Source organism: Actinoplanes sp. HUAS TT8 (genome assembly GCF_051380535.1).
Classification (GTDB): Bacteria; Actinomycetota; Actinomycetes; order Mycobacteriales; family Micromonosporaceae; genus Actinoplanes.
In genome coordinates, this window is record NZ_CP195646.1 from 8,527,926 (window position 1) to 8,552,010 (window position 24,085).

Consider the following 24,085-nt stretch of genomic DNA (forward strand, 5'->3'; position numbering starts at 1 on the left):
AAACCCTAGACGGTCGGCTTCAGGTCCCAGTTGACGACCGGGCGGCCACCATCCGCGAGAGCCTTGTTGGCCGCGCTGAACGGGCGGCTGCCGAGGAAGCCGGCCGGGTTCATCGGGCTCGGGTGACCGGCCTCGATCACCGCGTGCACCGGGTTCGTGACCAGGACCGCCTTCTTCTTGGCGTAGTTCCCCCAGAGCAGGAAGACGACCCGCTCGTTGCGCTCGTTCAGCGCCCGGATGGTCGCGTCGGTGAACTCCTCCCAGCCCTTGTTGGCGTGCGAGGCGGCCTTGCCGGCCCGGACCGTGAGCACCGCGTTGAGCAGCAGCACGCCCTGCTCGGCCCAGCCGGTCAGGTTCCCGGACTTCGACGGGACCACGTTCAGGTCCTCGGACAGCTCCTTGAAAACATTGCGCAGCGACGGGGGCACCCGGACGCCGTCCCGCACGCTGAAGCTCAGCCCGTGAGCCTGACCCGCGCCGTGGTACGGGTCCTGGCCCAGGATCAGCACCCGGGTCTGCTCCGGCAGACACAGCCGGTACGCCGAGAACAGGTCCTCCGCCGGGGGGTAGACGGTGTGCTCGGCATACTCCGCGGCGACGAACTCGCCCAGCGCGGCCGTCGCCTTCTCGTCCAGGAAGGGGGCCAGCTCGGTGCGCCACTCGCCGGGAAGCAGCTCGGTCAGGTTCACATTCTCTCCAGTCGTCGGGCCCAGTCGCCGCCGTGCGGGACCAGTTCGATCACTCGGGTGTCGTCGTCCAGCCGGTCGAGGGTGACCAGCAGATATTCGTCGTTCAACTGCTCGACCAGGCCGGCGCCCCACTCGACCACGGTGACCGCCTCGTCGCCCGCGGCGTCCAGGTCCAGGTCGTCGATCTCGGCGCGCGGGTCGGGGCGATCGCCCAACCGGTACGCATCCGCGTGCACCATCGGCACCGGGCCGCGATGCACCCGGGCGATCACGAAGGTGGGCGACGTGATCGGCCCGGTCACGCCCAGCCCGGCCCCGATCCCCTGGGCCAGGGCGGTCTTGCCGGCCCCGAGCGGCCCGGTGAGCAGCACCAGGTCACCCGGGCGGAGCACGGCGGCCAGGCGGCGGCCGAACGCCTTGGTCTCCTCGACGGTGATCAGCTTCACGAGATCTTCTCCAGGAATGGGATCAGGGCCGCGTTCACCTCGTCGGACTTCTCCAGCATGACCACGTGCCCGCTGTTCTCGATCTTCAGCAGCTCGGCCTCCGGCAGCTCCTTGATGATCTGCTCGGAGTGGGTCACCGGGGTGAGGTAGTCCCGCGTGCCGACGATCACCAGCACCGGGACGCCGCGCAGGGCGGAGAGGGCCGGCAGGCGACTGTGCCGGTAGAGCGTGTTCAGGTACTTGGTCAGCGTCTCGGCCGAGGTCTTCGAGTTCATGCTCTCGACGAACGTGACCAGGGTCGGGCTGGGCTGGGACTCGCCGAACCCGTAGCGCCGGGTCAGCAGCCAGGCCAGGTCGGAGGAGGCCACCCGGGCGCGGTCGATGGTGCCGCCGCCGAGCTTGGCCGCCTTGTCCCAGAGCGGGAAGAACGGCGCGCTGAACCGGGCCACCACGTTGCTCACGCCGAGGGTGGCCTTGTCGAAGAGGCCGGCCGAGGTGGACATCAGCACGACACCGGTCACCCGGTTGCCGAACCACTCCGGGAACTGCTCGGCGAACGCCATGATCGTCATGCCGCCCATCGAGTGGCCGACGAGGATTATGTGGCCCTCCGGCACGGTCGCGTCCAGGACGGCGGCCAGCGAGCGTCCGAGCGCGGCTATGTCGTACGTCCCGGATTGAAGTTTGGAGGAGCGGCCGTGGCCGGGCTGGTCGTAGAAGACCAGCCGGTGGTCGCCGCGCTCGGCCAGGGCTTTGCGCTGGAAGTAGAAGGTGCCCATGTCCAGGGCGAACCCGTGCACGAAGACGATCGTCGGCTTGGCCTCGACCGCCTCTTCATCGTCCGACCTAGCCGTCTTGGCGGGTTTCTTCAGGCCGAGCCAGCGCCTGATCGACGGCTCCTCCGTCGCGGGCGCACTCTCCACGGCCGTCTCGCGGGCATTCACGATCTCGACGTGCAGATCCGTCCCGTCGGCCGCGGTGACCGTCAACTCCTCGTCGAACGCCTGATCGCCGAACGGCTCGTCCACATAGGGGTCGCCCGGCTTGTTGACCGACCGCCGGACCAGCACCCGCTCCACGGCGAACGCCGTGGCCAGCCCGGCCGCCGCGACACCGACGACCGCCCCGGCTATCCCCGCGTTCCGAGCCGCCCGAGAGGGACTCATGCGACCTCCCCGACATAGACCCGCGGCACCCGGCTGCTGCCGAACCGCGTGACGATCTCGTAGTTGATCGTGCCGGTCGCCGCGGCCCAGTCGTCGGCGCTCGGCCCCTCGGCGCCGAAGAGCGTCGCCACGTCACCGACCTCGACCGGCGCGTCCCCGACGTCGACCACGAACTGGTCCATGCAGACCCGCCCGGCGATCCGCGTGGTCACGTCGCCGATGCGCACCGGGCCGGCGCTGGACGCGTGCCGTGGCACCCCGTCGCCGTAGCCCAGCGGCACCACGGCCAGGGTCGTCTCCCGCTCGGTGTGATAGGTCAGCCCGTAGGACACGCCCTGCCCCTCGGGCACCCGCTTGGTCAGGGTCACCCGGGCCCGGGCGGTCATCGCCGGGCGCAGCCCGTAGGTCTGGCCGGCGATGGGCGACAACCCGTACGCCGCGATGCCGACCCGGACCAGGTCGAAGTGCGCGTCCGGCCGGGTCAGGGTGGCCGCCGAGTTCGCGATGTGCCGGTAGCGCGGGGTCAATCCGTAGCGCTCGGCCAGGGCCAGGCCGGCCGTGAACGAAGCGAGCTGCCGGTCGACCGACTCGTGACCCGGCTCGTCGGCGCAGGCGAAGTGACTCCACACGCCGACGATCTCCACGTCGCCGCCGGCCTGGGCCTTGGCCGCGGCCTCGAACAGGGCCGGCCACTCGGCCGGGACCGCGCCGCCGCGGGCCAGCCCGGTGTCCAGCTTGAGGTGCACCCGGGCCGGCTGCCCGGCCCGCCGCGCGGCCGTGACCAGCTCGTCGATCAGGCCAGGGGTGGCCGCGCTCAGGTCGATGCCGGCCTCGATGCCCTCGTGCAACGGCAGGTCGGGAGCGATCAGCCAGGCCAGCACGCGGGCCTCGATGCCGGCCCGGCGCAGCTCCAGCGCCTCGCCCAGGGTGGCCACGCCGAGCCAGGTCGCGCCGCCGGCCACGGCCGCCCGACCGGCCGGCACCATGCCGTGCCCATAACCGTCGGCTTTCACGGCGACCAGCACCTCGGCGGAGGTGCCGGCGCACAGCATCGCGACGTTGTCCCGGATGGCGTCCAGATCGACGCGGACTTCGGCCTGCCACATGCCGTCCACCCTACTGAGGGGTACGACAGTTTCGGTCGGACCGGGTGTCTACCCCACCAGGCCGGCCACCACCGGGCGCACCGCGGCGGCGATCTCCGGCGCGGTCACCGGCCCGTCCAGAGCCGCGTGCCGACCGGCCAGACCGTGCACGTAGGCCGCCGCCACGGCCGCCCGGACCGGCGGCAACCCGGCCGCCAGCAGGGAGCCGAGCAGCCCGGCGAGCACGTCCCCGCTGCCCGCGGTGGCCAGCGCGGCCGAGCCGGTCGGGTTGGCCCAGATCTCCCCGCCCGGGGTCGCCACGATCGTCCGGTCGCCCTTGAGCAGCACCACCGCGTTGGTCCAGGCGGCCAGCCGGGCCGCCGCGGCCATCCGATCGCCGCCCGGCGCCTCCCCGGCCAGCCGCTTGAACTCGCCGTCGTGCGGGGTCAGCACGAGCGGCGCGTCCCGGCGCAGGTCCTCGGCGTGCTGCCCGCCGACCAGCAGGGTGATCGCGTCCGCGTCGAGCAGCACCGGCAGTGCGGTGGCGAGCACGCTGCGCAGCTCGGTGCGGGCGCTGTCGGTGGTGCCCAGCCCGGAACCGCAGACCCAGGCCTGCACCCGGCCCGCGTCGGCGACCCGGGGCGCGGCCACGACCGACGGATGGGCGCGCACGACCTCCTCGTGGGCGCTGCCCGCGTACCGCACCATCCCGGTCGGGCCGGCCAGCGCGCCGGACGTGGAGAGCAGGGCCGCGCCCGGATAGCCGGCCGAGCCGGTGGCCAGCCCGACCACGCCCCGCGTGTACTTGTCCGAGGTCGCGTCCGCGCGCGGCCACCATCCGGCGATGTCGTCGGCGTCGGCCACCCGCACCGCCGGGTCGGTCACCAGCACCGGGCCCAGCCCGATGTCGACCAGCTCGACCTGGCCGCACCGGATCGCGGCCGGCCCGACCACGTGGGCCGGTTTCAGGCATCCGAAGGTCACGGTGACATCCGCGGTCACGGCGTCGCCGGGCACGTCACCGGTGTCGACCCGCACCCCGCTGGGCACGTCGACGGCGACGATCAAAGGCCTTTCTCCCGTACGTCCCCGCAGGTCACCCAGGCAGTCGACGATCGCCGCGGCCGGGCGTCGCAGGCCGCCGGACGCCCCGATCCCGACGATGCCGTCCAGCACGAGGTCGGCCCGGGTGGGCAGGTCCACGGTGGTGAACCCGCCGGCCCGGCGCAGCGCGGCCAGCCCGGCCAGGTGCACCCGGTCCGGGCTGAGCAGCAGGGCGCGCACCTGGGCGCCCCGGGCGGCCAGCGCGGCCCCGGCGTAGAGCGCGTCGCCGCCGTTGTCACCGCTGCCGACCAGCAGCAGCACCCGGGCGCCGTAGACGCCACCGGTCGGCTCCAGCAGCAGCGCGCACCGACGGGCCAGACCGGCCGACGCGCGCCGCATCAACGTCCCCTCGGGCAGCGTCGCCATCAGCGTCTTCTCGGCCGCGCGCACGTCCGCGACCCGCCATGCCTGCCGCATGATGTCCTCCTAGGCTTCCGCGACGACCATCGCGGACGCGATGCCGCCGTCGTGGGACAGCGACAGGTGCCATCGATTGATGCCGCGCTCGGACGCGGCCGCGGCGACCGTACCGGAAACGGTCAACCAGGGCCGCCCGTCCGGATCAGTGACGATCTCGCAGTCGTGCCAGCGCAGCCCGGCCGGCGCACCGAGGGCCTTGGCCACCGCCTCCTTGGCCGCGAACCGGGCGGCCAGCGACTCGGGCGAGCGCGGGTTGCCCGAGCCGGTCAGCCGTTCCTCCTCGGTGAACAGCCGGTCCGAGAGCAGCGGGGTGCGCTCCAGCGCTTGGGCGAAGCGGTCCACGAGGACGACGTCGATGCCGACAGACACGATCACAACGGACACCCTAACGGCAGGTGACCGGGCTGTGGACGAAGCGTCCGGGCGTTGTCCACAGCCCGTCCCGGCGCCGTCCGGAAGCGCCTAGCCTCGCCGCCATGAATCCCGATCTCGACGTCGACACTCAGCAATTGCGGGACGCGGCCGCCGCGCTCGACCGGACGGCGTCCCGGGTGTGGGACGCGGCCGCCGCGGCCCCTTCGCCCGTGGCCGGTCCGCCGTGGGCGACCACCGGCGCCTCGGCGACCGCGGCCCTCGCGGCCCAGCAGCAACTACGCGGGCTGCACAGCGATCTGTCGGATCTCGCCGCCCAGATCAGAACCACGATCTCGGCGTACGTCGAGACGGATTCGCGCGCCGCGGCCCGGCTCCGGGCGGCGCGATGAGCGTCGTCACCTACAACCGCCTGCGGGTCACCGACCCGGCCCGCTGGTCGGCCGCCGCGCTCTCCTGGCGCCGCTGGGCCGCCCTCGCCGGTGTCCTCACGGCCGAGTTCGGCCCGCTGATCGAGCGCCTGCGCGCGGCCTGGTCCGGCACCGCGGCCGAGGCCGCCGCCACCCGGCTCGACGGTCTCCGCCGCCGCCTGCTCCTGTTCCGGCTGCTCTGCTGGCGGGCCGACCAGATCCTGAGCGAGTTCGCCGCGGCCCTGACCCGGGCTCGCGCGCTGCTCGACCGCGCCCGGGCCCGAGCGCGGGCCGCACGCCTGGTCATCGACGACTCCGGCGTGGTCCGGGCCGGTCCCGGCGCGGACAGCACCGCCCTGAGCCCGACCGCCCTCGATCTGGCCGGCGCTCTCGACATCGCCGCCACCGCGGACGTGAGCGCGGCGGCCCGCCTCGGTGAGTCGGCGGTCGTCCCGTCGGCTCCGGCCGGGACGTCCCGGCCGGACTGCACGGCCTCTCCGGCCCAGGTGCGGTCCTGGTGGGCGGGCCTGTCCCCGGCCGAGCGGATGTGGCTGCTCGGCCGCGAGCCGGCCTCGGTCGCCGCCCTGGACGGGGTGCCGGCCGCCGACCGGGATCTGGCCAACCGGCTGCTGCTGGCCGACCGCCGCGACCACCTGGTGCGCCACGGCGGCGCCCCGGACGGGATCGACCGGCTGGCCGCGCGGCTGGAGGACGACGCCGGCCCCCGGGCGTACCTGTTGGATCTGGACGTCGCCCACGACGGCCGGGCCGTGATCGCTCTCGGCGACCCGGACCGCGCGGCCAACGTGCTCACCCACGTCCCCGGGATGACCGCCGACCTGGCCGGGTTCGACCACGAGCTGATCCGGGCCGGGCGGGTCGCGGACCGGGCCGGCGAGCTGGATCCGGGCCAGGCCACCAGTTCGGTGCTGTGGCTGGACTACGACGCGCCGGACTTCCTGCAGGAGGCCTGGTCGGCCCGGCAGGCCGAGGACGCGGCGCCCGGCCTGCGCCGGTTCCAGCAGGGGTTGCGGGCCACCCACGAGGGCGCGGTGGCCCGGCAGACGGTGCTCGGGCACAGCTACGGGTCACTGGTGGTCGGTAAGGCGGCCACCGGCGGCCTGGACGCGGACCGGGTGGTCTTCGTCGGCTCGCCCGGTGTCGGTGTCGACTCGGTGCAACAGCTGGGCCTGTCGGCCGACCGGGTCTTCGCCTCGACGTCGGTCAGCGACCCGATCCAGTACCTGGCGGTCTCGCCGGTCCTGATGGCACCCGGCCCGACCGAGCGCCTCTGGTTCGGGCACGACCCGAGCGACCCGGAGTTCGGCGCGCGGGTCTTCGGCAGCCAGTGGAACGGCGGCCACCTGGGTTACTGGGAGCCGGGCAGGCCGGCCCTGGACGCCCTGGCCAGGATCACCCTGGGCGGGACACCGTAGGGCCGGCTCCGGCGTCTTACTCGACCGTGACCGACTTGGCCAGGTTGCGCGGCTGGTCCACGTCGTTGCCCCGGGCGGCGGCGATCTCGCAGGCCAGGATCTGCAGCGGCACGGTGGTCATCAGCGGCGCGAGCAGGGTCGGCGTGTGCGGCACCGGGATCAGGTGGTCGGCGAAGGCGGCCACGCTGTCGTCGCCCTCCTCGGCGATCACGATGGTGCGCGCGCCCCGGGCCCGGACCTCCTGGATGTTGGAGACGACCTTGTCCCGCATCACGCCGCGACCGGCCGGCGACGGCACCACGCAGACCACCGCGGTGCCCTGGTCGATCAGCGAGATCGGGCCGTGCTTGAGCTCACCGGCGGCGAAGCCCTCGGCGTGCATGTAGGCGAGCTCCTTGAGCTTGAGCGCGCCCTCCAGAGCCACCGGGAAGCCGACGTGCCGGCCGATGAACAGGACCGTCGACGCGGTCGAGAGGTCGCGGCCCAGGGCGCGGACGTCCTCCATCCGGTCCAGCAGCGAGCGCAGGCTGTCCGGGGTGGCGCGCAGCTTCTCGACCACGGCGGCGACCTCGTCGGCGTACATGACGCCGCGGATCTGGGCCAGGTGCAGGCCGATCAGGTAGCAGGCGACCAGCTGGGTGAGGAACGCCTTGGTCGAGGCGACCGCGATCTCCGGGCCACCGTGGGTGTAGAGGACGGCGTCCGACTCGCGCGGGATGGTCGAGCCGTTGGAGTTGCAGATGGCCAGCACCCGGGCCTTCTGCTCCTTGGCGTGCCGCAGCGCCATCAGGGTGTCCATGGTCTCGCCGGACTGGCTGATCACGATCACCAGGGTGGAGCGGTCCAGGATCGGGTCGCGGTAGCGGAACTCGCTGGCCAGCTCCACCTCGCAGGGAATGCGCACCCAGTGCTCGATGGCGTACTTGGCGACCATGCCGGCGTGGTAGGACGTGCCGCAGGCCACGATGAACACCTTGTCCACGTCCCGCAGGTCCTGGTCGGTGAGCCGGACCTCGTCGAGGATGATCTCGCCGCGGTCGCTCAGCCGGCCCAGCAGGGTGTCGGCGATGGCCTGCGGCTGCTCGGCGATCTCCTTGAGCATGAAGTATTCGTAACCGCCCTTCTCGGCGGCCGACAGGTCCCAGTCGACGTGGAATTCCTTGCCCTCGGCCGGGGCGCCGTCGAAGTCGGTGATCTCGATGCCCGCCGGCGTGATCAGGACGACCTGGTCCTGCCCGAGCTCGACCGCCTCGCGGGTGTGCTCGATGAACGCCGAGACGTCGCTGGCCAGGAAGAACTCCCCCTCGCCGCGCCCGACCACGAGCGGCGAGTTGCGCCGGGCGGCGATCACCGCGTCGGGCACGTCGACGTCGATGGCGAGCAGCGTGAACGCGCCCTCCAGCCGGCGCACGACGCGCCGCATGCCCTCGGCCAGCAGCGCCGGGCTGCTCTCCCCGCCGGCCGCGCGCAGCGCGCGCATCTCGGCCGCGAGCAGGTGGGCCGCGCACTCGGTGTCGGTGTCGCTGCGGAACTCGATGCCGTCGGCCTCGAGCTCGGCGCGCAGCCGGGAGAAGTTCTCGATGATGCCGTTGTGGATGACGGCGACCCGGCCGTCGGCCGACAGGTGCGGGTGGGCGTTGCGGTCGGTCGGCCCGCCGTGGGTGGCCCACCGGGTGTGCCCGATGCCCGTGTGCCCGGCGGCGATGCCGTCCGCGGCCCGCTCGGCGAGCGCCTTCTCCAGGTTGGCCAGCTTGCCGGCCTTCTTCTCGGTGCGCACCTCGCCGCCGTCGATGACGGCGACCCCGGCGGAGTCATATCCGCGGTACTCCAGCCGGCGGAGCCCATCGAGGACGATGCTCAATGCCGGGCGATTGCCTACGTAACCCACGATCCCACACATGCCGGGCAGCGTAGCCGACTTTCGCGCAAACGTCATGCGCAAGAAGCACTCTTACGAGCATGGTACGTGATCGGAAACATAGACCGGATAGTGGGCGCTCGCTCCGGTGGCGTACCGTCGTCAAAGGCCTCACCAGCGGCCCCGCCCGGAGGGATGAGATGAGCGACCAGCGAGACCCGTCGCGGGACTATCCGCCCACCTCAGAGTTTCCGCCGGTCGGCTATGCCCCGCCTGGTTATGGCCCACAAGGTCCCTATGGGCCGCCGCCCCCGCCGGCCCCGCGCCGCAGCAACGTCCCGCTGATCGCCCTGATCCTGGCCGTGTCCCTGCTGCTCTGCGGCGGCGTGGTGACCACCGGCGTCCTGCTGGTCCAGCGCGCCTCGGACAAGGCCGAGAAGGCGGCGCAGAAGATCCCGACCGCCCTGCCGACCAACGTGCCCACGGCCCTGCCGAGCGACCTGCCGAATGTGCCCGGCCTCTCCGACGGCAAGCCGATCACGGTGAATTACGAGGTGACCGGCGACGGCCCGGCCACGATCATCTACACCGAGAAGCTGGGCGGCCTGCCGAAGACCGTGAACGACGCGAAGCTGCCGTGGAAGCTGTCGGTGACCATGGACGGCGTGTCCTTCGTCTCGGTGTCGGCCCTGCGCACCTCACTGGAGGACGGCAGCATCTCCTGCAAGGCCACGATCAACGGCGCGACCGTGTCCCAGCACGACGCGTCCGGGCTTGGCGCCACCGCGACCTGCAACAAGTTCACGTTCAATTAGAGGGAGCACGGTGAGCACGGACCCGCTGGTCGAACGGATGCGCCCGTTCGGGACCACGATCTTCGCCGAGATGTCCGCCCTCGCCGCCCGCACCGGCGCGGTCAACCTGGGCCAGGGCTTCCCGGACACCGACGGCCCACCGGAGATGCTGGCCGCGGCCGCGCGGGCCCTGGCCGACGGCGCGAATCAGTACCCGCCGATGCCCGGCGTCCCGGCCCTGCGGCACGCGATCGCCGACCACGAGCGGCGGTTCTGGGGCCTGACCCGGGACCCGGACACCGAGGTCGTGGTCACGGCCGGCGCCACCGAGGCGATCGCGGCGACCATCCTGGCCCTCTGCGAGCCGGGCGACGAGGTGGTCTGCTTCGAACCGTTCTACGACTCGTACGCGGCCTCGATCACCCTGGCCGGCGCGGTCCGGCGGCCGGTGACCCTGCGCCCGGGGGCGGACGGGCGCTACGAGTTCGACGAGGCACAGCTGCGAGCGGCGTTCGGCCCGCGCACCCGGCTGGTGCTGCTCAACACCCCGCACAACCCGACCGGCAAGGTCTTCACCGCGGACGAGCTGGCGCTGATCGCCGAGCTCTGCCGCGAGCACGACACGTACGCGGTGACCGACGAGGTCTACGAGCACCTGGTCTTCGGCAGCGTCCACACCCCGCTGGCCGGCCTGCCCGGGATGCGGGAGCGCACCCTGCGCATCTCCTCGGCCGGCAAGACGTTCTCGTGCACCGGCTGGAAGGTCGGCTGGGCGACCGGCCCGGCGTCCCTGGTCTCGGCGGTGACCCGGGTCAAGCAATTCCTGACGTTCACCAACGCGGCCCCGCTGCAGCCGGCCGTCGCTGTCGCCCTGTCCTTGCCCGACTCGTACTTCACCGGTTTCACGGCCGGCCTGCGGGCCAACCGGGACCGTCTGGTCGCCGGGCTCACCGAGGCCGGCTTCGGCGTGCTGCCGCCCGAGGGGACCTATTTCGTGACCGCCGACATCCGCCCCCTGGGCGGGACCGACGGCGTCGCGTTCTGCCGCGAGCTCCCCGAGCGTTGCGGGGTGGTGGCGGTGCCGACCCAGGTCTTCTACGACGACCAGGAGGCCGGGCGGCACCTGATCCGTTTCGCGTTCTGCAAGCGCCCCGAGGTGATCGACCAGGCGGCCGACCGCCTCAAGGCGTTGTAGAAACCTCTCAGACGACCGGGCTGGCCGCCCGCACCTCGTCGGCGATCCGCGCGGCCACGGCGCCGGCCTGCTCCTCGGTGGCGGCCTCGACCATCACCCGGACCAGCGGCTCGGTGCCGGAGGGGCGCAGCAGCACCCGCCCGGTCTCGCCGAGCTCGGCCTCGGCCAGCGCCACGGCGGCCTGCACGGTCGGCGCGGCCGCCCCGGCCGCCCGGTCGCCGACCTTCACGTTGATCAGGACCTGCGGCAGCTTGTGCACGACGGCGGCCAGGTCGGCCAGCGACTTGCCGCTCGCCGCGATCTGGGCCATCAGGTGCAGGCCGGTCAGCACGCCGTCGCCGGTGGTGGCGAACGCCGGCATGACGATGTGCCCGCTCTGCTCGCCGCCCAGCGCCAGCCCGTTGCCCTGCAGGTGCTCCAGCACGTACCGGTCGCCGACCTTGGTCTCGATCAGCTTGACCCCGGACTGCTTCATCGCGATCCGCAGGCCCAGGTTGCTCATCACGGTCGCGACCAGGGTGTCCTCGGTCAGCGTGCCGGCGTCGCGCATGGCCAGCGCCAGGATCGCCATGATCTGGTCGCCGTCCACCTCCTCGCCGGAGGCGGTGACGGCCAGGCAGCGGTCGGCGTCGCCGTCGTGGGCCAGGCCCAGGTCGGCGCCGTGCAGCAGAACCGCCTCGCGGACCTTGTCGAGGTGCGTGGAGCCGCACTCCTCGTTGATGTTCAGCCCGTCCGGCTCGGCGTGGATGGCGATGACCTCGGCGCCGGCCTCCCGGTAGGCGACCGGGCCGACCTCGCTGGCCGCGCCGTTCGCGCAGTCCACCACGACCTTGATGCCTTCGAGCCGGTGCGGGAGCGATTCGATCAGGTGCTTGATGTAGTGCTCGGCCCCGTCCAGCAGGTCGTGCACCCGGCCGATGCCGGCGCCGGTGGGCCGCCCGACCAGGCCGTGCCCGTCCGCGACGGCCTTCTCGATGCGCTCCTCCAGCTCGTCCGGCAGCTTCTGGCCGCCGGCGGCGAAGAGCTTGATGCCGTTGTCCGGCATGGGGTTGTGCGACGCCGAGAGCATCACACCCAGATCGGCGCCGGTCTGCCCCACCAGGTACGCGACCGCGGGTGTCGGCAGCACGCCGACCCGGACCACGTTGGCCCCGGCGCTGGTCAGACCGGCCACCACTGCCGCTTCCAGCATCTCGCCGCTGGCCCGCGGGTCTCGGCCCACGATCGCGAGCGGCTGGTGGCTGCTGTCGGTCTCGACCAGAACCCGGGCGGCCGCGACCGCGACCGCGAGGGCCAGTTCCGGGGTGAGCAGTTCGCCGTTCGCGAGGCCGCGAACGCCGTCGGTGCCGAAGAGTCGCCCCATGGCGGCTTCCTTTCGCCGGTGACACGTGCCCTCAAGCGTGCAGCAACAACTGGTCAGGGCAGGAGTACCGGAACGGCTAGTTGGGGGGAGGGGGGTGTCACACCAGGAACAGGCCTGTCACAGCAACCACAGGGGCCGCCACGTCAGGGACAAGCTTTCACAGCTACCGCCGGCGGCGCAAAAACCACGACGGCCGAGCACACTCCCCGAACAATCGGGAAGCACACTCGGCCGTCGAAGGAAAATCAGCGCTTCGAGTACTGCGGGGCCTTGCGGGCCTTCTTGAGACCGTACTTCTTGCTCTCCTTGACCCGGGCGTCACGGGTCAGGAAGCCGGCCTTCTTCAGGGCCGGGCGGTCGTCGGGCTCGTTGGTGATGAGGGCCCGGGAGATCGCGAGGCGCAGCGCACCGGCCTGGCCGGTGATGCCGCCGCCACGCAGGTTCGCGTAGACGTCGAACTGCTCGGCCCGCTCGACGGTGCCCAGCGGCTCACGGATCAGCTGCTGGTGAACCTTGCTCGGGAAGTAGTCCTCGAGCTGACGGCCGTTGCAGGTGATCTTGCCGGTGCCGGGGACGAGACGCACCCGGACGATGGCCTCCTTGCGGCGGCCCACGGTCTGGATCGGGCGGTCACCGGGGCGCGGGGCGCGGACCGGGGCCGACGCGGCCTCGACGACGACAACCGTCTCAGCGGGCTCCTCGACCGCCTCGACGGTCTCGACGACAGCCTCGGGCTCGACGGCCTCGGGCTCGATGGTGTCGGTCATGCTGCTGCCTTCTCCCGCGCTCACTGCGCGATCTGCTTGATTTCGAACGGCTGCGGCTGCTGAGCGGCGTGCGGGTGCTCGGCGCCCGCGTAGACCTTCAGCTTCTTGAGAACCTGGGCAGCCAGCTTGTTGTGCGGGAGCATGCCCTTGACGGCCAGCTCGATCGCCTTCTCGGGGCGGGTGTTCAGCAGGTCTTCGTACCGGACCTGCTTCAGACCGCCCGGGTAGCCGGAGTGCCGGTAGGCAATCTTGGTCTGCCGCTTGTTGCCGGTCAGCGCGACCTTGCCGGCGTTGATGATCACAACGAAGTCGCCGGTGTCGACGTGCGGGGCGAACGTCGGCTTGTGCTTGCCGCGGAGGAGAGTCGCGGTGTGGGTAGCCAGGCGGCCCAGAACGACGTCAGAAGCGTCGATAATGTGCCACTGACGCTCGATCTCACCCGGCTTCGGGCTGTACGTACGCACAGAATTACCTTGTCTCGTCGTCGGTCTGGGGGCGCGCGCTGGTCGCGTCGAACTCGACGTCGACACGACGATCAAGCACACCCCAGGGGGAGCGCTCGCCAGCTATCGCACAACAGCAGGCAACAATACCCGGCCGCGCGGCGCGTGGTCAAAACAGGCTGCCCCTGGGTGAATGGCCCGAGGCGGGACCTCAAACGGTATCCAGCATACTCGGTCTCAGGACTCGCCCGACCGCGGGTTAACCATCAGAACCTCAGCCGCTCTTAGCAGGCTCGAAACAAATGGGACGCTTGGCCGAAATTCCCCACCGGCAGGCTTCCCCGCATGCCCAACGGTGCGGAACTACGGACGACGCGGCCCGGCATTGGCCGAGTCGGCGTGTTCGGGCGCACCATGGAGAGACCACCGTCAGGGTTGAGGACGGACCTGACGGTGTTCGTCACCCCGGTTGCCCGGTGTGACGGAGAGAAGTCGCGGCGTGCCCCGGACGGAGGCATGGCGAGGACCGTAAGCGTGACATGGGAGCGGGTCGACGCTGAGGACGACGGTCTTCGAGCGTGCCCTTCGGTGGACCGCCCGGCCACGCCGCGACTTCTCGACCTCGACGAAAACGGGAACTCCGCCGGATGACGGACCGGAGCTCCTCGGCTCGCCGGCCGGTTCTCACCGCGGCCGCGCTGGCCGAGCCCACCGCAACCCTCACCGGCTACACCATCGGTGTCACCTCCGACCGCCGCCGCGACGAGCTCGCCGGCCTGCTGGAGAGCCGCGGCGCCCGCGTCGTCATCGCCCCCGCGCTGCGGATAGTCCCGATCGCCGACGACGCCGAACTGCGCGCCGCGACCCGCGCCTGCCTGGACAACCCGCCCGACATCGTGCTGGTCAACACCGGCATCGGGATGCGCGGCTGGCTGGAGGCGGCCGAGGGCTGGGGCCTGGCCGAGCCGCTGCACGAGGTGCTCAGCCACGCCTACCTGATCGCCCGCGGCCCGAAGGCGCGCGCCGCGGTCCGCACCGCCGGCCTGCAGGAACAGTGGACCCCGGACGGCGAGAGCTATGAGGAGGTCGTCGAGCACCTGACGACCCGCGGCATCGCCGGCCTCACCGTCGCCATGCAGTTGCACGGCGAGAGCCAGCCGGAGTACACGGAAGCCCTGGAAGCCGCCGGGGCCCGCGTGATCGAGGTCCCGGTCTACCGCTGGGCGCCACCGACCGACCCGGCCCCGCTGCACCGCCTGGTCGACCTGATCGTCGGCAAGCTGGTCGACGCCGTGACGTTCACCTCGGCCGCCGCCGTGCAGGCTCTGCTCCGCGCCGCCGGGCCGGCCACCGACCCGCTGCTCGACGCGCTCCGCCACGACGTACTGGCCGCCGCCGTCGGCCCGGTCACCGCGGCCCCCCTGCGCCGCCTGCACATCCCGGTCTCCACCCCGCACCGGGCCCGCCTCAGCGCCCTGGTCCGCACCCTGGTCGACGAACTCCCCAAACGAGCCGTCTCCTTGCAGGTCAACGGCCACTCACTGACCCTGCGCGGCCACGCCGCGGTCGTCGACGGCGAACTCCGCCCCCTGGCCCCCGGGCCGATGGCCGTCCTCCGAGCCCTGGCCACCCCACCCGGACGCGTCCTCTCCCGGGCCGCCCTCCTGCAGGCCCTCCCCCGCAACGCCGACGAGCACGCGGTCGAGATGGCGGTCGCCCGCCTCCGCGCCGGCCTCGCCATCCCCGGCCTGGTCCAAACCGTCGTCAAACGCGGCTACCGAATCCCCATCCCCTAGGTCTCGGCCGGCCGCGATCCCCCTGAACCCTGAAGATCAACTTCAAATTCTTCATTGCCTCGGTCCGCCGTGGTCCAGACCGTCGCTCCCGCGGGGACCCTTCCGACCCTCGCAGGCCGCTGGCGCGGCCAAAACGCGAGGCCCGCAAGGGCGACGTGGTCGGCTGGTTGCGGTCAAGGCAACAAACCCGCCCACCCCCGAAGCCGCCGGCCCAGTCCCGCCAAACCGCAGAAATCGCCCGAACTCCCTCGGCACACCGCCCGCCCGAGCAGCGACCGCGAGCCACAGCCACCCAGGCGCCAGCCGCGCCCCCAGATCTCGGCTGGCACTCAGGGCTGTTCCAGCCCCCTCCACACAACCCTGAACACCAGCTCAAAGCGGCCGGCTGGCACTCAGGGCTGCTTCAGCCCCCTCGACACAACCCTGAACACCAGCTCAAGGCGGCCGGCTGGCACTCAGGGCTGCCTCCGACGCCCGGAGGCAGCCCTGAGACCAGCTGGGGACACTGCACCGCGTGGCGGGGTGGGACGACGCTGGGCTTGCGCGGTTTGGTGGCTCTTTGGGGGTTTCGCCGCGGCGAAGGGTAAGGCGGGCGGAAGGGGTGTGGACAGCCTGTGGATAACGTGGGGATAGGGGCGTGCACCTGGGGTTTTGGGGTGAGCGTGACCAACAGCGGACGTCGCCCTGGAGGGGTTCGCGTTTTGGGCGCGCCAGCGCCCTGCGAGCCCCGGAAGGGTCCCCGCGGGAGCGACGATCTGGACCACCGCGGAGATAGGCAATAAAGAATTTTGAAGTAAAGAATGACCCGCGCCGACCGGAAGTGATCAGGTTGGCGCGGGCCTGAGACGAGCGTCAGCCGACGACTACGCCCTGCTCGTGCTCGGCGACGAGGGTGGCCATGGCGTGTTCGACGACGCCGATGAGGACGGCCTTGACCGAATCGCGGTGCCGGGCGTCGCACATGACCAGCGGGACGCGGGCCGGGATGGCGAGGGCCTCCCGGACCTCCTCGGCCTCGTAGCGTGGCGCGCCGTCGAAGCAGTTGACCGCGACGAGGTAGGGCAGATGCCGGTTCTCGAAGTAGTCCAGCGGGGCGAAGGCGTCGGTCAGGCGGCGGGTGTCGACCATGACCGCGGCACCGACCGCGCCGCGGATGAGTTCGTCCCACATGAACCAGAAGCGGGTCTGGCCGGGCGTTCCGAACAGGTAGAGGATCAGGTCGTCGGCCATCGTGATGCGGCCGAAGTCCATGGCGACGGTGGTGGTGCCCTTCTCCGGCACCTTCGAAGCGTCGTCGATGCCGGCGCCGGCCGCGGTCATCACGGCCTCCGTGGTCAGCGGCTCGATCTCGGAGACGGCGCCGACCAGCGTCGTCTTACCGACGCCGAAACCACCAGCGATGACGATCTTCGCGGAGGTGATCTCCGAAGGAGGGGCGCCCGCCCGCTCAGAGCTTGCGAAGTCCACTCAAAACCCTTCCCAGCAGATCCATCCGCTCCGTGAAACCCTTGCGGGGAGCGGCACTGTGCAGCGAGAGCAAACCGTCGGCGACCATGTCGGCGACGAGAACCCGGGCCACCCCGAGAGGCAGCCGGGTCAGCGCCGCGAGCTCGGCGAGCGATTGGGCTTTCGGTTCACACAGGACGGCGATGCGGTATTTGTCGTGTCCGGCGAAACGCGCTTCCTGGACGGCCGCCGAACTGGCGACCAGGACCGCTTCGATCGGGATGTCCCGGATCGGCTCGGTCCGGCCGCGGGTCACCGCGTAAGGCCGCACCAGGTTTCCCCGGGGATCATGCGGCTCTGTCATGTCGCGGTCACCTCATCTCCACCGGGGTTCACCCACCCCGGCGCTTAGTGGCTGACAGCCTCTCGGGTCGCCGGCGACAACGCCGCGCCGACGCGCTCCACCAGCAAGGCCATCTCGTAGCCGACCTGGCCGACGTCGCAACTGCGCGCCGCCAGCACGGCCATCGACGAACCGTCGCTGATGGACATGAGGAAAAGATAGCCGCTATCCATTTCGATGATGGTCTGCTGCACCTTTCCGGCAGTGAACATCCGGGACGCGCCGTCGGTCAGACTGACCACGCCGGATGTGATCGCGGCCAGTTGCTCGGCCCGGTCGGTCGGCAGATCCCGCGAGGATGCCAGCAACAAGCCGTCCGCGGAGACCGCCACCACGTGCGCGATCCCGGCGATGCTGTCGGCGAAGTTGTTGAGCAGCCAGCCCATGTCGTGCATGGTGGGAGGCCTGGTCACTGTTCATTCTCCTTAGGAGCCTGTGGTACCACGGCGGCGGATTCGGCGACGCCGTCCGTCCGCCCTCGCTGAACCCCACGGGTGTACGCGGAGAGGAGCCCGCGTACGTCATCGGGGCTGCGACGATTCTGTGCGCGAGGTGTCTCCTGCACCCCACCGGGTACGAGCTGCGCCTGCGGGATCCGCTTGGGCAGGCCGGAGTCGGTGATACCGGCGTCCTTGGGGGCGGCCGCGGCCATCGCGCGGTGCCAGCCCTCGTCGGCCGCGGTGCGCCAGCGGTCCTCGGCGGCCTCGCGGGGCTTCGGGACCGGGCCGGCCTTGGGGGTGGGCTCGGGGACGAGGACGACCGGGGCCGGGGCGTATCCGGCGGTCGGCATGCCTCGCATGTCCGGCGTTCCGGGCGCGGCCGGTGCGTCGGCCTCGAACCAGTTGTGCTGCATCTCGACGTGGATCGAGCCGTTCGGAGCCGATGGGCCGGCCGTGGGCTGCGCGGAAACCGGGCGGTTGCCGTTCGGCTGGGTGGGGATCGGGCGACTGCCGTTCGGCTGCGCGGAAACCGGGCGGGCGGCTGCGGGCTGTGCGGAGACCGGGCGCGCGGCCGGCTGCGCGGAGACCGGGCGCGCGGCCGGCTGTGCGGAAACCGGGTGGGCTGATACCGGCATCGCGGAGATCGGCCGGGCCGAGACGGGCTGGGCCGACACCGGCCGGGTCGAACCCGGCTGCGAAGAGACCGGCCGGGCGATCAGCGGCGAGGAGGCCACCGGCTGCACGGGGTAGGGCTGGGCCGAGACCGGCGCCGAGTGCGCCCCGGAGTGTGCACCGGAAACCGGCTCGAACAGCGGCGCCGACGGCAGTTCGACCGGCGCATCCGGCTTGGGCACCCGGGTCGGCAGCGGAGGCCGATCCGGCGTGGGCCGAAGGTCGAGATCGGTCGGCGGGGCGAGTTCCATGGACGCCCATCGGGGCATCGTCGGTGTCGGCGCGGGCGCGGACCGGATCGGCGGCCGAACCTCGGGCGCCCGTTCGATGCTCCCGGTCTGCTGCGGCGCCGGCCCGGGCCGGGTCCAGCTGGCGGCCCGCCCCGGGGCCACCGAGGATCCGCCGGGCACCACGGTGATCTCGGCCGGCAGGCTGATCTCGGCGATCGTCCCGCCCTCGCGGTGCGGCAGCAGCCGGACCCCGATCCCGTGCCGGGCCGCGAGCCGCGCGATGACCGCGAAGCCCATCAGCCGGAACGCGGCCACGTCGACCTCGGTCGGCTCGGCCAGCCGGCGGTTGATCACTTCGAGCTGTTCCGGCGTGATGCCCAGCCCACGGTCCTCGACCTGGACGATCGCCTGGTCGCCGGCCCGCCGGCCCTGCGCCATCACGACGGTGGTCGGCGGCGAGAACCGGGTGGCGTTGTCGAGCAGTTCGGCGATGAGCCGGACCACGTCGTTGACCGCGGCGGCGGCGACCGAGACGTCGGTGTCGGTCGCGCCGAACTCGACCCGGTGGTAGAGCTCGACCTCGGACTGCGAGGCGCGGAGCACGTCGACCAGCAGCGCGTCCTCGCGGCGCGGCGAGCCCACGTCGGCACCGGCCAGGACCAGCAGGTTCTCGTCGTTGCGGCGCATCCGGGTGGCGAGGTGGTCCAGGTCGAAGAGCCGCGCGAGCCGCTTCGGGTCCTCCTCGGTGCGCTCGATCTGGTCGAGTTCGCCGATCATCCGGTCGACGAGCGCCTGGCTGCGCCGGGCCAGACTGAGGAACATCGCGGAGACGCTGGTGCGCAGTGCGGCCTGTTCGGCGGCGACCCGGATGGCTTCCCGGTGCACCATGTTGAACGCCTCGGCGACCTGCCCGAACTCGTCCCGGTCGGGCAGCCGGATCGGGTCCCGGGTCTGGGCGACGATCCGGTCGACGCCGCCCTCGCCGAGACTGTCGACGTCCTGCAGCCGGCTGACCGCGTCGGGCAGGTCGCGGTGGGCCACGGCGAGCGCGCCCTCGCGCAGCATGCGCAGCGAGAGGTGCAGGTTGCGGCCCAGGTAGACGGCGAGTCCGATGGCCGCCATCAGGATCAGCAGCACCACCACGAATTCGAGGGTCGAGCGCCGGCTGGTGGCGTTGCTGTCGTCCTCGGCGATCTTGACGACCCCGGCTTCCAGACCGGTCTCGGTGTTCCGCAGAAGATCAAGGACTTGCGCGTACGTCTTCGTCAGGTCCTCGGCCGAGACAGCGCCCGGCCCGGTGAGGCGGGTGACCGTCCCGTCCGCCTTGGCCACCGCGGCGTCGGCCAGGGCGGACTCGACCTGGCCGGACTGCTCGGTGGTGGCGATCATCCGGAAGTCGTCGAGCGCTTCCTGCCGGGCCGCCTGCGCGCCGATCAGGTCCTGCTGCCAGACGGCGGTGAGCTGGCCGGTGACCCGGACCACGTACGACGCGGCCTCCTGGTCGGCGGCGGCCTCCTCGATCCGGGTGAACGCGGCGAGCGCGCGCAGCCCGTCGGCGACCGTGCCCGGCTCGGCGATCTGACTGACCGTCTCGTCGTAATCGGACAGTCCATGAAGGACGTCGCTGTATTGCTGGACCGCGGTGGCGAGAGTCACATCCTTGCGGGCGGTGACCGAACCACGGAGGTCGTCGAGCGCGCCGAGCCGGTCCTGGATCAGCTGGAGCCGGTCGCGGACCCGGGCCGGAACCTCCTGCAGGTCGGCCCGGTCGGCCCGGAACTTGCGGGCCTGCGCGTCGGTCGCCGCGACCGCGTCGCGGTAGGTGTCGCGGGGCGCTTCCGACGTGGCCAGGAAGGCGGCCGCGGCCATCCGTTCCTGGTGCAGCAGCCGGCTCAGCCCGGACAGGTCGGTGCCGAGTTTGGTGAGGTCGGCGACCCGGCCCGCGTCGGTGGCCCGTCCGCGCACCTCGATCAGCCGCACCGACGCCAGCACGAGCACCGCGACCAGTGGGATGACCAGGATGCCGGCGACTTTGGCCCGGATCCGGGCATCACGCAGCCAGGGAAAAGGACCGCGTCGTACAGCCAGGCCCGAGGATCCCGTGCTCACGACATCTCCTTCGCGGTCGTCCCGCCTGAATGGCCGCCCCGGCGCGCGATCGTCGCCGCTACGGCGTCGTCCTGGGTCTGCGGTCCGGCCCCGTCCGGCGCGCGCAGCAAGGTCCGTGCCGAAAATGGCACGGCGGCGATTTCATCAGACCCCCGACTGTTTTGGGAAGCCTGGATCCTCCCGGAAACCACCCGGCTGTCCGGGTGGTAACCGCGCGCGACGACGGCCGGTGCCGCGGATTGTGGCGTTGACGTGCGCGAATACCTCATCCGCGACCGTTTCCGCAGTCACGGCAACCGAACACCTTCACGATTCCAACCACTATGTGAGAGTCCTGTCCCGCGCCTGACGAAACCGCGGCTTCTGAGCAGGGGTCTCACGTTCGCAAGGATTGGCACGACGCGACGGACACGTTGTCCGTGGCCGACAGTGTCCACTCTGGAGCGTTGCTACCGCAACCTATCCCGTACGTCGCCCTGAAGTGACCGAAAGTGACGTTACGCCATCGAATCATTTCGATCAATGAAGATCCATACTTTAGGCTGCCTTAAGAAGCCACGCCCCCACTGGCGTGACCGGCGCAGCATTCCGTAACGTGCCCGGCATGGCATTTCGGAGCTGGGTGAAGCTGCTGGCCACCACCGCCACAGCAGCCGCGGTGGTCGGAGCCGGCCAACTCGGCATCGCCTACGGGCTCGGCATCGTCCGGCTGAATCGCGTTCTCGACGTCACTGCGCGTGATCAATGGACGGCACAGCTGGCCTGGGTCGCCTGGATCACCATGACCGCGGCCGCGATCGGCGCGATCGTCGCCACCGGCCTGCTGCCGCGCTGGCGGGACCGCCCGGTCGGCGCCGGCGGCGCCCTCGCCCTCGGCCTGGCCGGTGGGATCGGCTCGCTCGCCGTCCTGCCGCTGACCATGCAGCCGGCCCGGGACGCGCAGGTCGCCGGAGTCCAGCCGGTCCTGGTCATCGGCATCGCGGCCGGGCTCGGCGCCGCGGCCGGCATCTTCGCCGGGTGGGCGTCGGCGGCCAAGCCGGCCGCCCGCTGGAACGTGGCCGCCGTCAGCGTGCTGATGTGGATCGTCGCGCTGATCTCGATCGGCCCGTCGCTGCGCCCCGGCCACGACCGGCCCGAGATCCACCTCGGCGTGCTGAGCGGCAGCCTCATCCCGTCCGCCCTCGCGTCGCACACCACCTTCCTCACCATGCCGACGCTGGCGCTGCTGGCCGGCCTCACGGTCGGCTTCGTGGCCCGCGGCCACCGGGTGTCGGTGCTCGCCGCCGGGCTCGCCGGGCTGGCCGGTCCGGCCCTGCTGACGCTGGCCTACCTGGTCGCCGGCCCGGAGGCAGGCGCCACCGGGTTCCAGACCGACCCGTACTGGTCGGCGATGACCGCGTGCGGCGCCGGCGTGCTCGGCTCGGTGATCGCCGCGATCGTCCGCAGCGCCCCGGCCACTACCCCCGCCACCGCCACTGCTTCCTCCTCACCGGCCGTCGCGCCCGCCGCCCCCGCCGCGGTCGAGCCGCCGGCCGCGCCGCTGCCGAAACGGGACGCGCCCGTGCAGTCGGCCATCGCGCAGGCCGCGGCCGCCGCCGCGCTGCGCCCCGAGGACCAGCTGCGCCCCTCCGACACCGGCGTCATCGGCACGGCCCCCGGCACCCCGAACAACCCGTTCGCCGGCGGCACCGGCAGCCCGTTCCGGGCCGGCGTGCCGTTCCCCCCGCAGCCGGCCCCGACCCAGCCGCCGCCGCACGCCCCGGCCCCGCAGAACCCGCCGCACGCCCCGGCCCCGCAGATCCCGCCGCGCTTCTCCGGCCAGCAGCCCAACCCGTCGGCCGGCTTCCAGGGCCGCCGCCCCACACAGCCACCACCATCCCAGGCCCCGACCGGCGACGGCTTCGACGGCTTCGCGGCCGGCCGCTCGGGTGCGATCACCGCCGAGCACCCGCGGATCCCGGGCACCCGCGGACCGGTCGTCGAACCCACCTCGATCAGCGGGCCATACCCTTCCGGCCCGGCGCGCAAGCCCGGCCAGGAAAATGATTATGTCGATTGGGTAAGCGGCCTCGGCGGCCAGTAAAACATTCGTAAACTCCGATGGAATGATGCATCTGGGAGGTACCGCCAAGCGGCTGGGGCAGACACGATGCTCGATGTCCGGGCCCCATCCCCTCGGCGTATCGGAGTTCAACCGTGACCCGTCTCAAGCCCCGCGCACGCAAGCTCGTACTCAGCCTCGCCCTGATCCTCGGGCTGGCCGGCACCGCGCTCGCCGTCCCGTCGGCCGCGCAGGCCGCCGTCTACTCCACCTGCACGATCAGCCGCTGCTCGGCCGCGCGCACCGCCTTCACCGGCTGGCAGACCCTCGGCTGGCCGCTCAGCTCCGGCTGGTACTCCTGGCCGTACGGCAGCTACAACTACACCGGCGGCACCTTCCAGAACCGTGAGGGCTACCTGCCGTCGGCCACCTACAACGAGTACGACGTCTACTCCCGCGCCAAGGGCGCGTCCCGCGACGCCTACCGCATCGTCGTCAACCGCAGCACCAAGGTCGCCTACTTCACCCCGGATCACTACGTGACCTTCTACAAGCTCTAAAGAATTATTTGGTACGCAGTGAGCCCCCCGCGGCGGCCGTCCCCTCGACGGCCGCCGCGTCGCATTCCTCCCCCTGATCTGCTACCGCCCCGCAACCGTTAGCACCCCGCTCGTGCTCATGCGGCCTTTCCGAATAAGTCAGACCCGCGAAAGTCCCGGCGAAGGCTTAGCTGGCCCCCGCCCCCGGCCGAACAAACTCGTTGCCAGGGGGATAACGAAGTCCGCTCGGCGTGAAGGGCAAACCCGGCGCAAGCCGGGGACGCAAAGCCACAGGACCCACGAGGTCGGCTGGGCTACCACCGAACGAACAGGGGAACCGATATGCGCAACATGCTTCAGATGGTGGGCGGCGTCGCCGCTGCTGGTGTCGTCGCAGCCGGTGCGACCGCATTCACCGCTCCTGGTCTCAAACTGTCGCAGCCGACGCAGGCTGTCTCGCCCGTCGGTACGGTCGTGCAGTCCGTCACCAGCGGTCTTAACATTTCAGGCATTGTCTACACATACGCCGACAACACCAGCACCGGCAGCAGCTTCCACAACCAGATCAAGAAGGCTGTCATCACCTTCGACACAGCCGTCACCAACACCGTGACCGTAGCTGCCACGAGCACCACCGGTGGCGGCTTCGGCATCAGTGGCGCGGACTCCTGGGTATGCACGGCCTCCACCGTGGTTGTGGGTCACACCAACGACACCTGGACATGCCAGACCGAGGACAGCAACGGCACTCCCGGCGCCAACGTCGGCTACTTCGCCGGAGTGGACACCTTCGCCGTTACCGTCGCCTAGTTTCGAGACGTCGATCTGATCCGGCCGTCGCCCTCCGACGGCCTCGGACAG

General features: G+C 71.7%; 22 protein-coding genes and 1 riboswitch. Of the genes, 8 read left to right on the plus strand and 14 right to left on the minus strand.

Features of this window, described 5'->3' with window-relative positions:
* Nucleotides 1–5: 5 nt before the first annotated feature.
* The 6 genes from ACSHV8_RS37750 to ACSHV8_RS37775 are packed head-to-tail and all read right to left on the minus strand — an operon-like array spanning nt 6 to nt 5,285.
* Entirely contained in the window at nt 6–689 is a 684-nt protein-coding gene (locus tag ACSHV8_RS37750; RefSeq protein WP_436523909.1) for a uracil-DNA glycosylase, read from the minus strand.
* The gene (gene tsaE / locus ACSHV8_RS37755) at nt 686–1,135 is read right to left on the minus strand and encodes a tRNA (adenosine(37)-N6)-threonylcarbamoyltransferase complex ATPase subunit type 1 TsaE (protein ID WP_436523911.1); all 450 of its coding nucleotides are present in this window, start codon (nt 1,133–1,135) and stop codon (nt 686–688) included. The genes ACSHV8_RS37750 and tsaE overlap by 4 nt, the downstream gene beginning before the upstream one ends.
* Entirely contained in the window at nt 1,132–2,301 is a 1,170-nt protein-coding gene (locus tag ACSHV8_RS37760) for an alpha/beta fold hydrolase (protein WP_436523913.1), read from the minus strand. The genes tsaE and ACSHV8_RS37760 overlap by 4 nt, the downstream gene beginning before the upstream one ends.
* On the minus strand, nt 2,298–3,407 hold the full coding sequence (gene alr / locus ACSHV8_RS37765; RefSeq protein ID WP_436523915.1) for an alanine racemase: 1,110 nt from the start codon (nt 3,405–3,407) through the stop codon (nt 2,298–2,300). The genes ACSHV8_RS37760 and alr overlap by 4 nt, the downstream gene beginning before the upstream one ends.
* A 48-nt stretch (nt 3,408–3,455) precedes the next feature.
* Nucleotides 3,456–4,907 carry an NAD(P)H-hydrate dehydratase gene (locus tag ACSHV8_RS37770; RefSeq protein WP_436523917.1) on the minus strand — a complete coding sequence of 484 codons (1,452 nt, stop codon included), beginning with the start codon at nt 4,905–4,907 and terminating at the stop codon, nt 3,456–3,458.
* A gap of 9 nt (nt 4,908–4,916) precedes the next feature.
* Complete coding sequence (locus ACSHV8_RS37775; RefSeq protein WP_436523919.1) at nt 4,917–5,285, minus strand: holo-ACP synthase; 369 nt, start codon at nt 5,283–5,285, stop codon at nt 4,917–4,919.
* A 101-nt stretch (nt 5,286–5,386) separates the two neighbouring features.
* On the opposite strand from ACSHV8_RS37775, the gene ACSHV8_RS37780 reads away from it, so the two are divergent.
* Both ACSHV8_RS37780 and ACSHV8_RS37785 read left to right on the plus strand, forming a co-directional pair.
* A complete protein-coding gene (locus tag ACSHV8_RS37780) occupies nt 5,387–5,674 on the plus strand; it encodes a type VII secretion target (protein ID WP_436523921.1) in 288 nt (95 codons plus the stop codon).
* Nucleotides 5,671–7,128 carry an alpha/beta hydrolase gene (locus tag ACSHV8_RS37785; RefSeq protein WP_436523923.1) on the plus strand — a complete coding sequence of 486 codons (1,458 nt, stop codon included), beginning with the start codon at nt 5,671–5,673 and terminating at the stop codon, nt 7,126–7,128. The genes ACSHV8_RS37780 and ACSHV8_RS37785 overlap by 4 nt, the downstream gene beginning before the upstream one ends.
* 16 nt (nt 7,129–7,144) lie before the next feature.
* Here ACSHV8_RS37785 and glmS read toward each other — a convergent pair whose 3' ends face one another.
* Nucleotides 7,145–9,028 carry a glutamine--fructose-6-phosphate transaminase (isomerizing) gene (glmS, locus tag ACSHV8_RS37790; protein ID WP_436523925.1) on the minus strand — a complete coding sequence of 628 codons (1,884 nt, stop codon included), beginning with the start codon at nt 9,026–9,028 and terminating at the stop codon, nt 7,145–7,147.
* A gap of 158 nt (nt 9,029–9,186) precedes the next feature.
* Here glmS and ACSHV8_RS37795 point away from each other — a divergent pair, with 158 nt between their 5' ends.
* Both ACSHV8_RS37795 and ACSHV8_RS37800 read left to right on the plus strand, forming a co-directional pair.
* Nucleotides 9,187–9,801, plus strand: coding sequence for an MmpS family transport accessory protein (locus ACSHV8_RS37795; RefSeq protein WP_436523927.1), 615 nt, complete (start codon nt 9,187–9,189; stop codon nt 9,799–9,801).
* Between the two features lie 10 nt (nt 9,802–9,811).
* The gene (locus tag ACSHV8_RS37800) at nt 9,812–10,975 is read left to right on the plus strand and encodes a pyridoxal phosphate-dependent aminotransferase (RefSeq protein WP_436523929.1); all 1,164 of its coding nucleotides are present in this window, start codon (nt 9,812–9,814) and stop codon (nt 10,973–10,975) included.
* Between the two features lie 7 nt (nt 10,976–10,982).
* On the opposite strand, the gene glmM is transcribed toward ACSHV8_RS37800, so the two are convergent.
* The 3 genes from glmM to rplM form a co-directional block, all read right to left on the minus strand.
* A complete protein-coding gene (gene glmM, locus ACSHV8_RS37805) occupies nt 10,983–12,338 on the minus strand; it encodes a phosphoglucosamine mutase (protein ID WP_436523931.1) in 1,356 nt (451 codons plus the stop codon).
* A gap of 245 nt (nt 12,339–12,583) precedes the next feature.
* Entirely contained in the window at nt 12,584–13,105 is a 522-nt protein-coding gene (gene rpsI, locus ACSHV8_RS37810) for a 30S ribosomal protein S9 (RefSeq protein ID WP_436523933.1), read from the minus strand.
* A 20-nt stretch (nt 13,106–13,125) separates the two neighbouring features.
* Nucleotides 13,126–13,569 (minus strand): 50S ribosomal protein L13, encoded by a 444-nt coding sequence (rplM, locus tag ACSHV8_RS37815; protein ID WP_436523934.1) that lies wholly within the window; start codon nt 13,567–13,569, stop codon nt 13,126–13,128.
* Between the two features lie 626 nt (nt 13,570–14,195).
* Here rplM and ACSHV8_RS37820 point away from each other — a divergent pair.
* Nucleotides 14,196–15,344: a uroporphyrinogen-III synthase gene (locus tag ACSHV8_RS37820; protein ID WP_436523936.1), complete on the plus strand. Its 1,149-nt coding sequence runs from the start codon at nt 14,196–14,198 to the stop codon at nt 15,342–15,344.
* An 852-nt stretch (nt 15,345–16,196) separates the two neighbouring features.
* On the opposite strand, the gene ACSHV8_RS37825 is transcribed toward ACSHV8_RS37820, so the two are convergent.
* The 4 genes from ACSHV8_RS37825 to ACSHV8_RS37840 are packed head-to-tail and all read right to left on the minus strand — an operon-like array spanning nt 16,197 to nt 20,644.
* Entirely contained in the window at nt 16,197–16,811 is a 615-nt protein-coding gene (locus ACSHV8_RS37825; RefSeq protein WP_436523938.1) for a GTP-binding protein, read from the minus strand.
* On the minus strand, nt 16,792–17,154 hold the full coding sequence (locus tag ACSHV8_RS37830; protein ID WP_436523940.1) for a DUF742 domain-containing protein: 363 nt from the start codon (nt 17,152–17,154) through the stop codon (nt 16,792–16,794). The genes ACSHV8_RS37825 and ACSHV8_RS37830 overlap by 20 nt, the downstream gene beginning before the upstream one ends.
* Nucleotides 17,155–17,198: 44 nt before the next feature.
* Nucleotides 17,199–17,606: a roadblock/LC7 domain-containing protein gene (locus ACSHV8_RS37835; RefSeq protein ID WP_436523942.1), complete on the minus strand. Its 408-nt coding sequence runs from the start codon at nt 17,604–17,606 to the stop codon at nt 17,199–17,201.
* Nucleotides 17,603–20,644 (minus strand): nitrate- and nitrite sensing domain-containing protein, encoded by a 3,042-nt coding sequence (locus ACSHV8_RS37840; RefSeq protein WP_436523944.1) that lies wholly within the window; start codon nt 20,642–20,644, stop codon nt 17,603–17,605. The genes ACSHV8_RS37835 and ACSHV8_RS37840 overlap by 4 nt, the downstream gene beginning before the upstream one ends.
* Nucleotides 20,645–21,248: 604 nt before the next feature.
* Here ACSHV8_RS37840 and ACSHV8_RS37845 point away from each other — a divergent pair.
* From ACSHV8_RS37845 to ACSHV8_RS37855, 3 genes are all read left to right on the plus strand, one after another.
* Nucleotides 21,249–22,727: a hypothetical protein gene (locus ACSHV8_RS37845; RefSeq protein ID WP_436523946.1), complete on the plus strand. Its 1,479-nt coding sequence runs from the start codon at nt 21,249–21,251 to the stop codon at nt 22,725–22,727.
* A gap of 113 nt (nt 22,728–22,840) precedes the next feature.
* On the plus strand, nt 22,841–23,245 hold the full coding sequence (locus tag ACSHV8_RS37850; protein WP_436523948.1) for a ribonuclease domain-containing protein: 405 nt from the start codon (nt 22,841–22,843) through the stop codon (nt 23,243–23,245).
* Nucleotides 23,246–23,471: 226 nt separating this feature from the next.
* A riboswitch (cyclic di-GMP riboswitch) is annotated at nt 23,472–23,546 on the plus strand.
* A 20-nt stretch (nt 23,547–23,566) separates the two neighbouring features.
* Nucleotides 23,567–24,034, plus strand: coding sequence for a hypothetical protein (locus ACSHV8_RS37855; protein WP_436523950.1), 468 nt, complete (start codon nt 23,567–23,569; stop codon nt 24,032–24,034).
* The last annotated feature ends 51 nt before the right edge of the window (nt 24,035–24,085 follow it).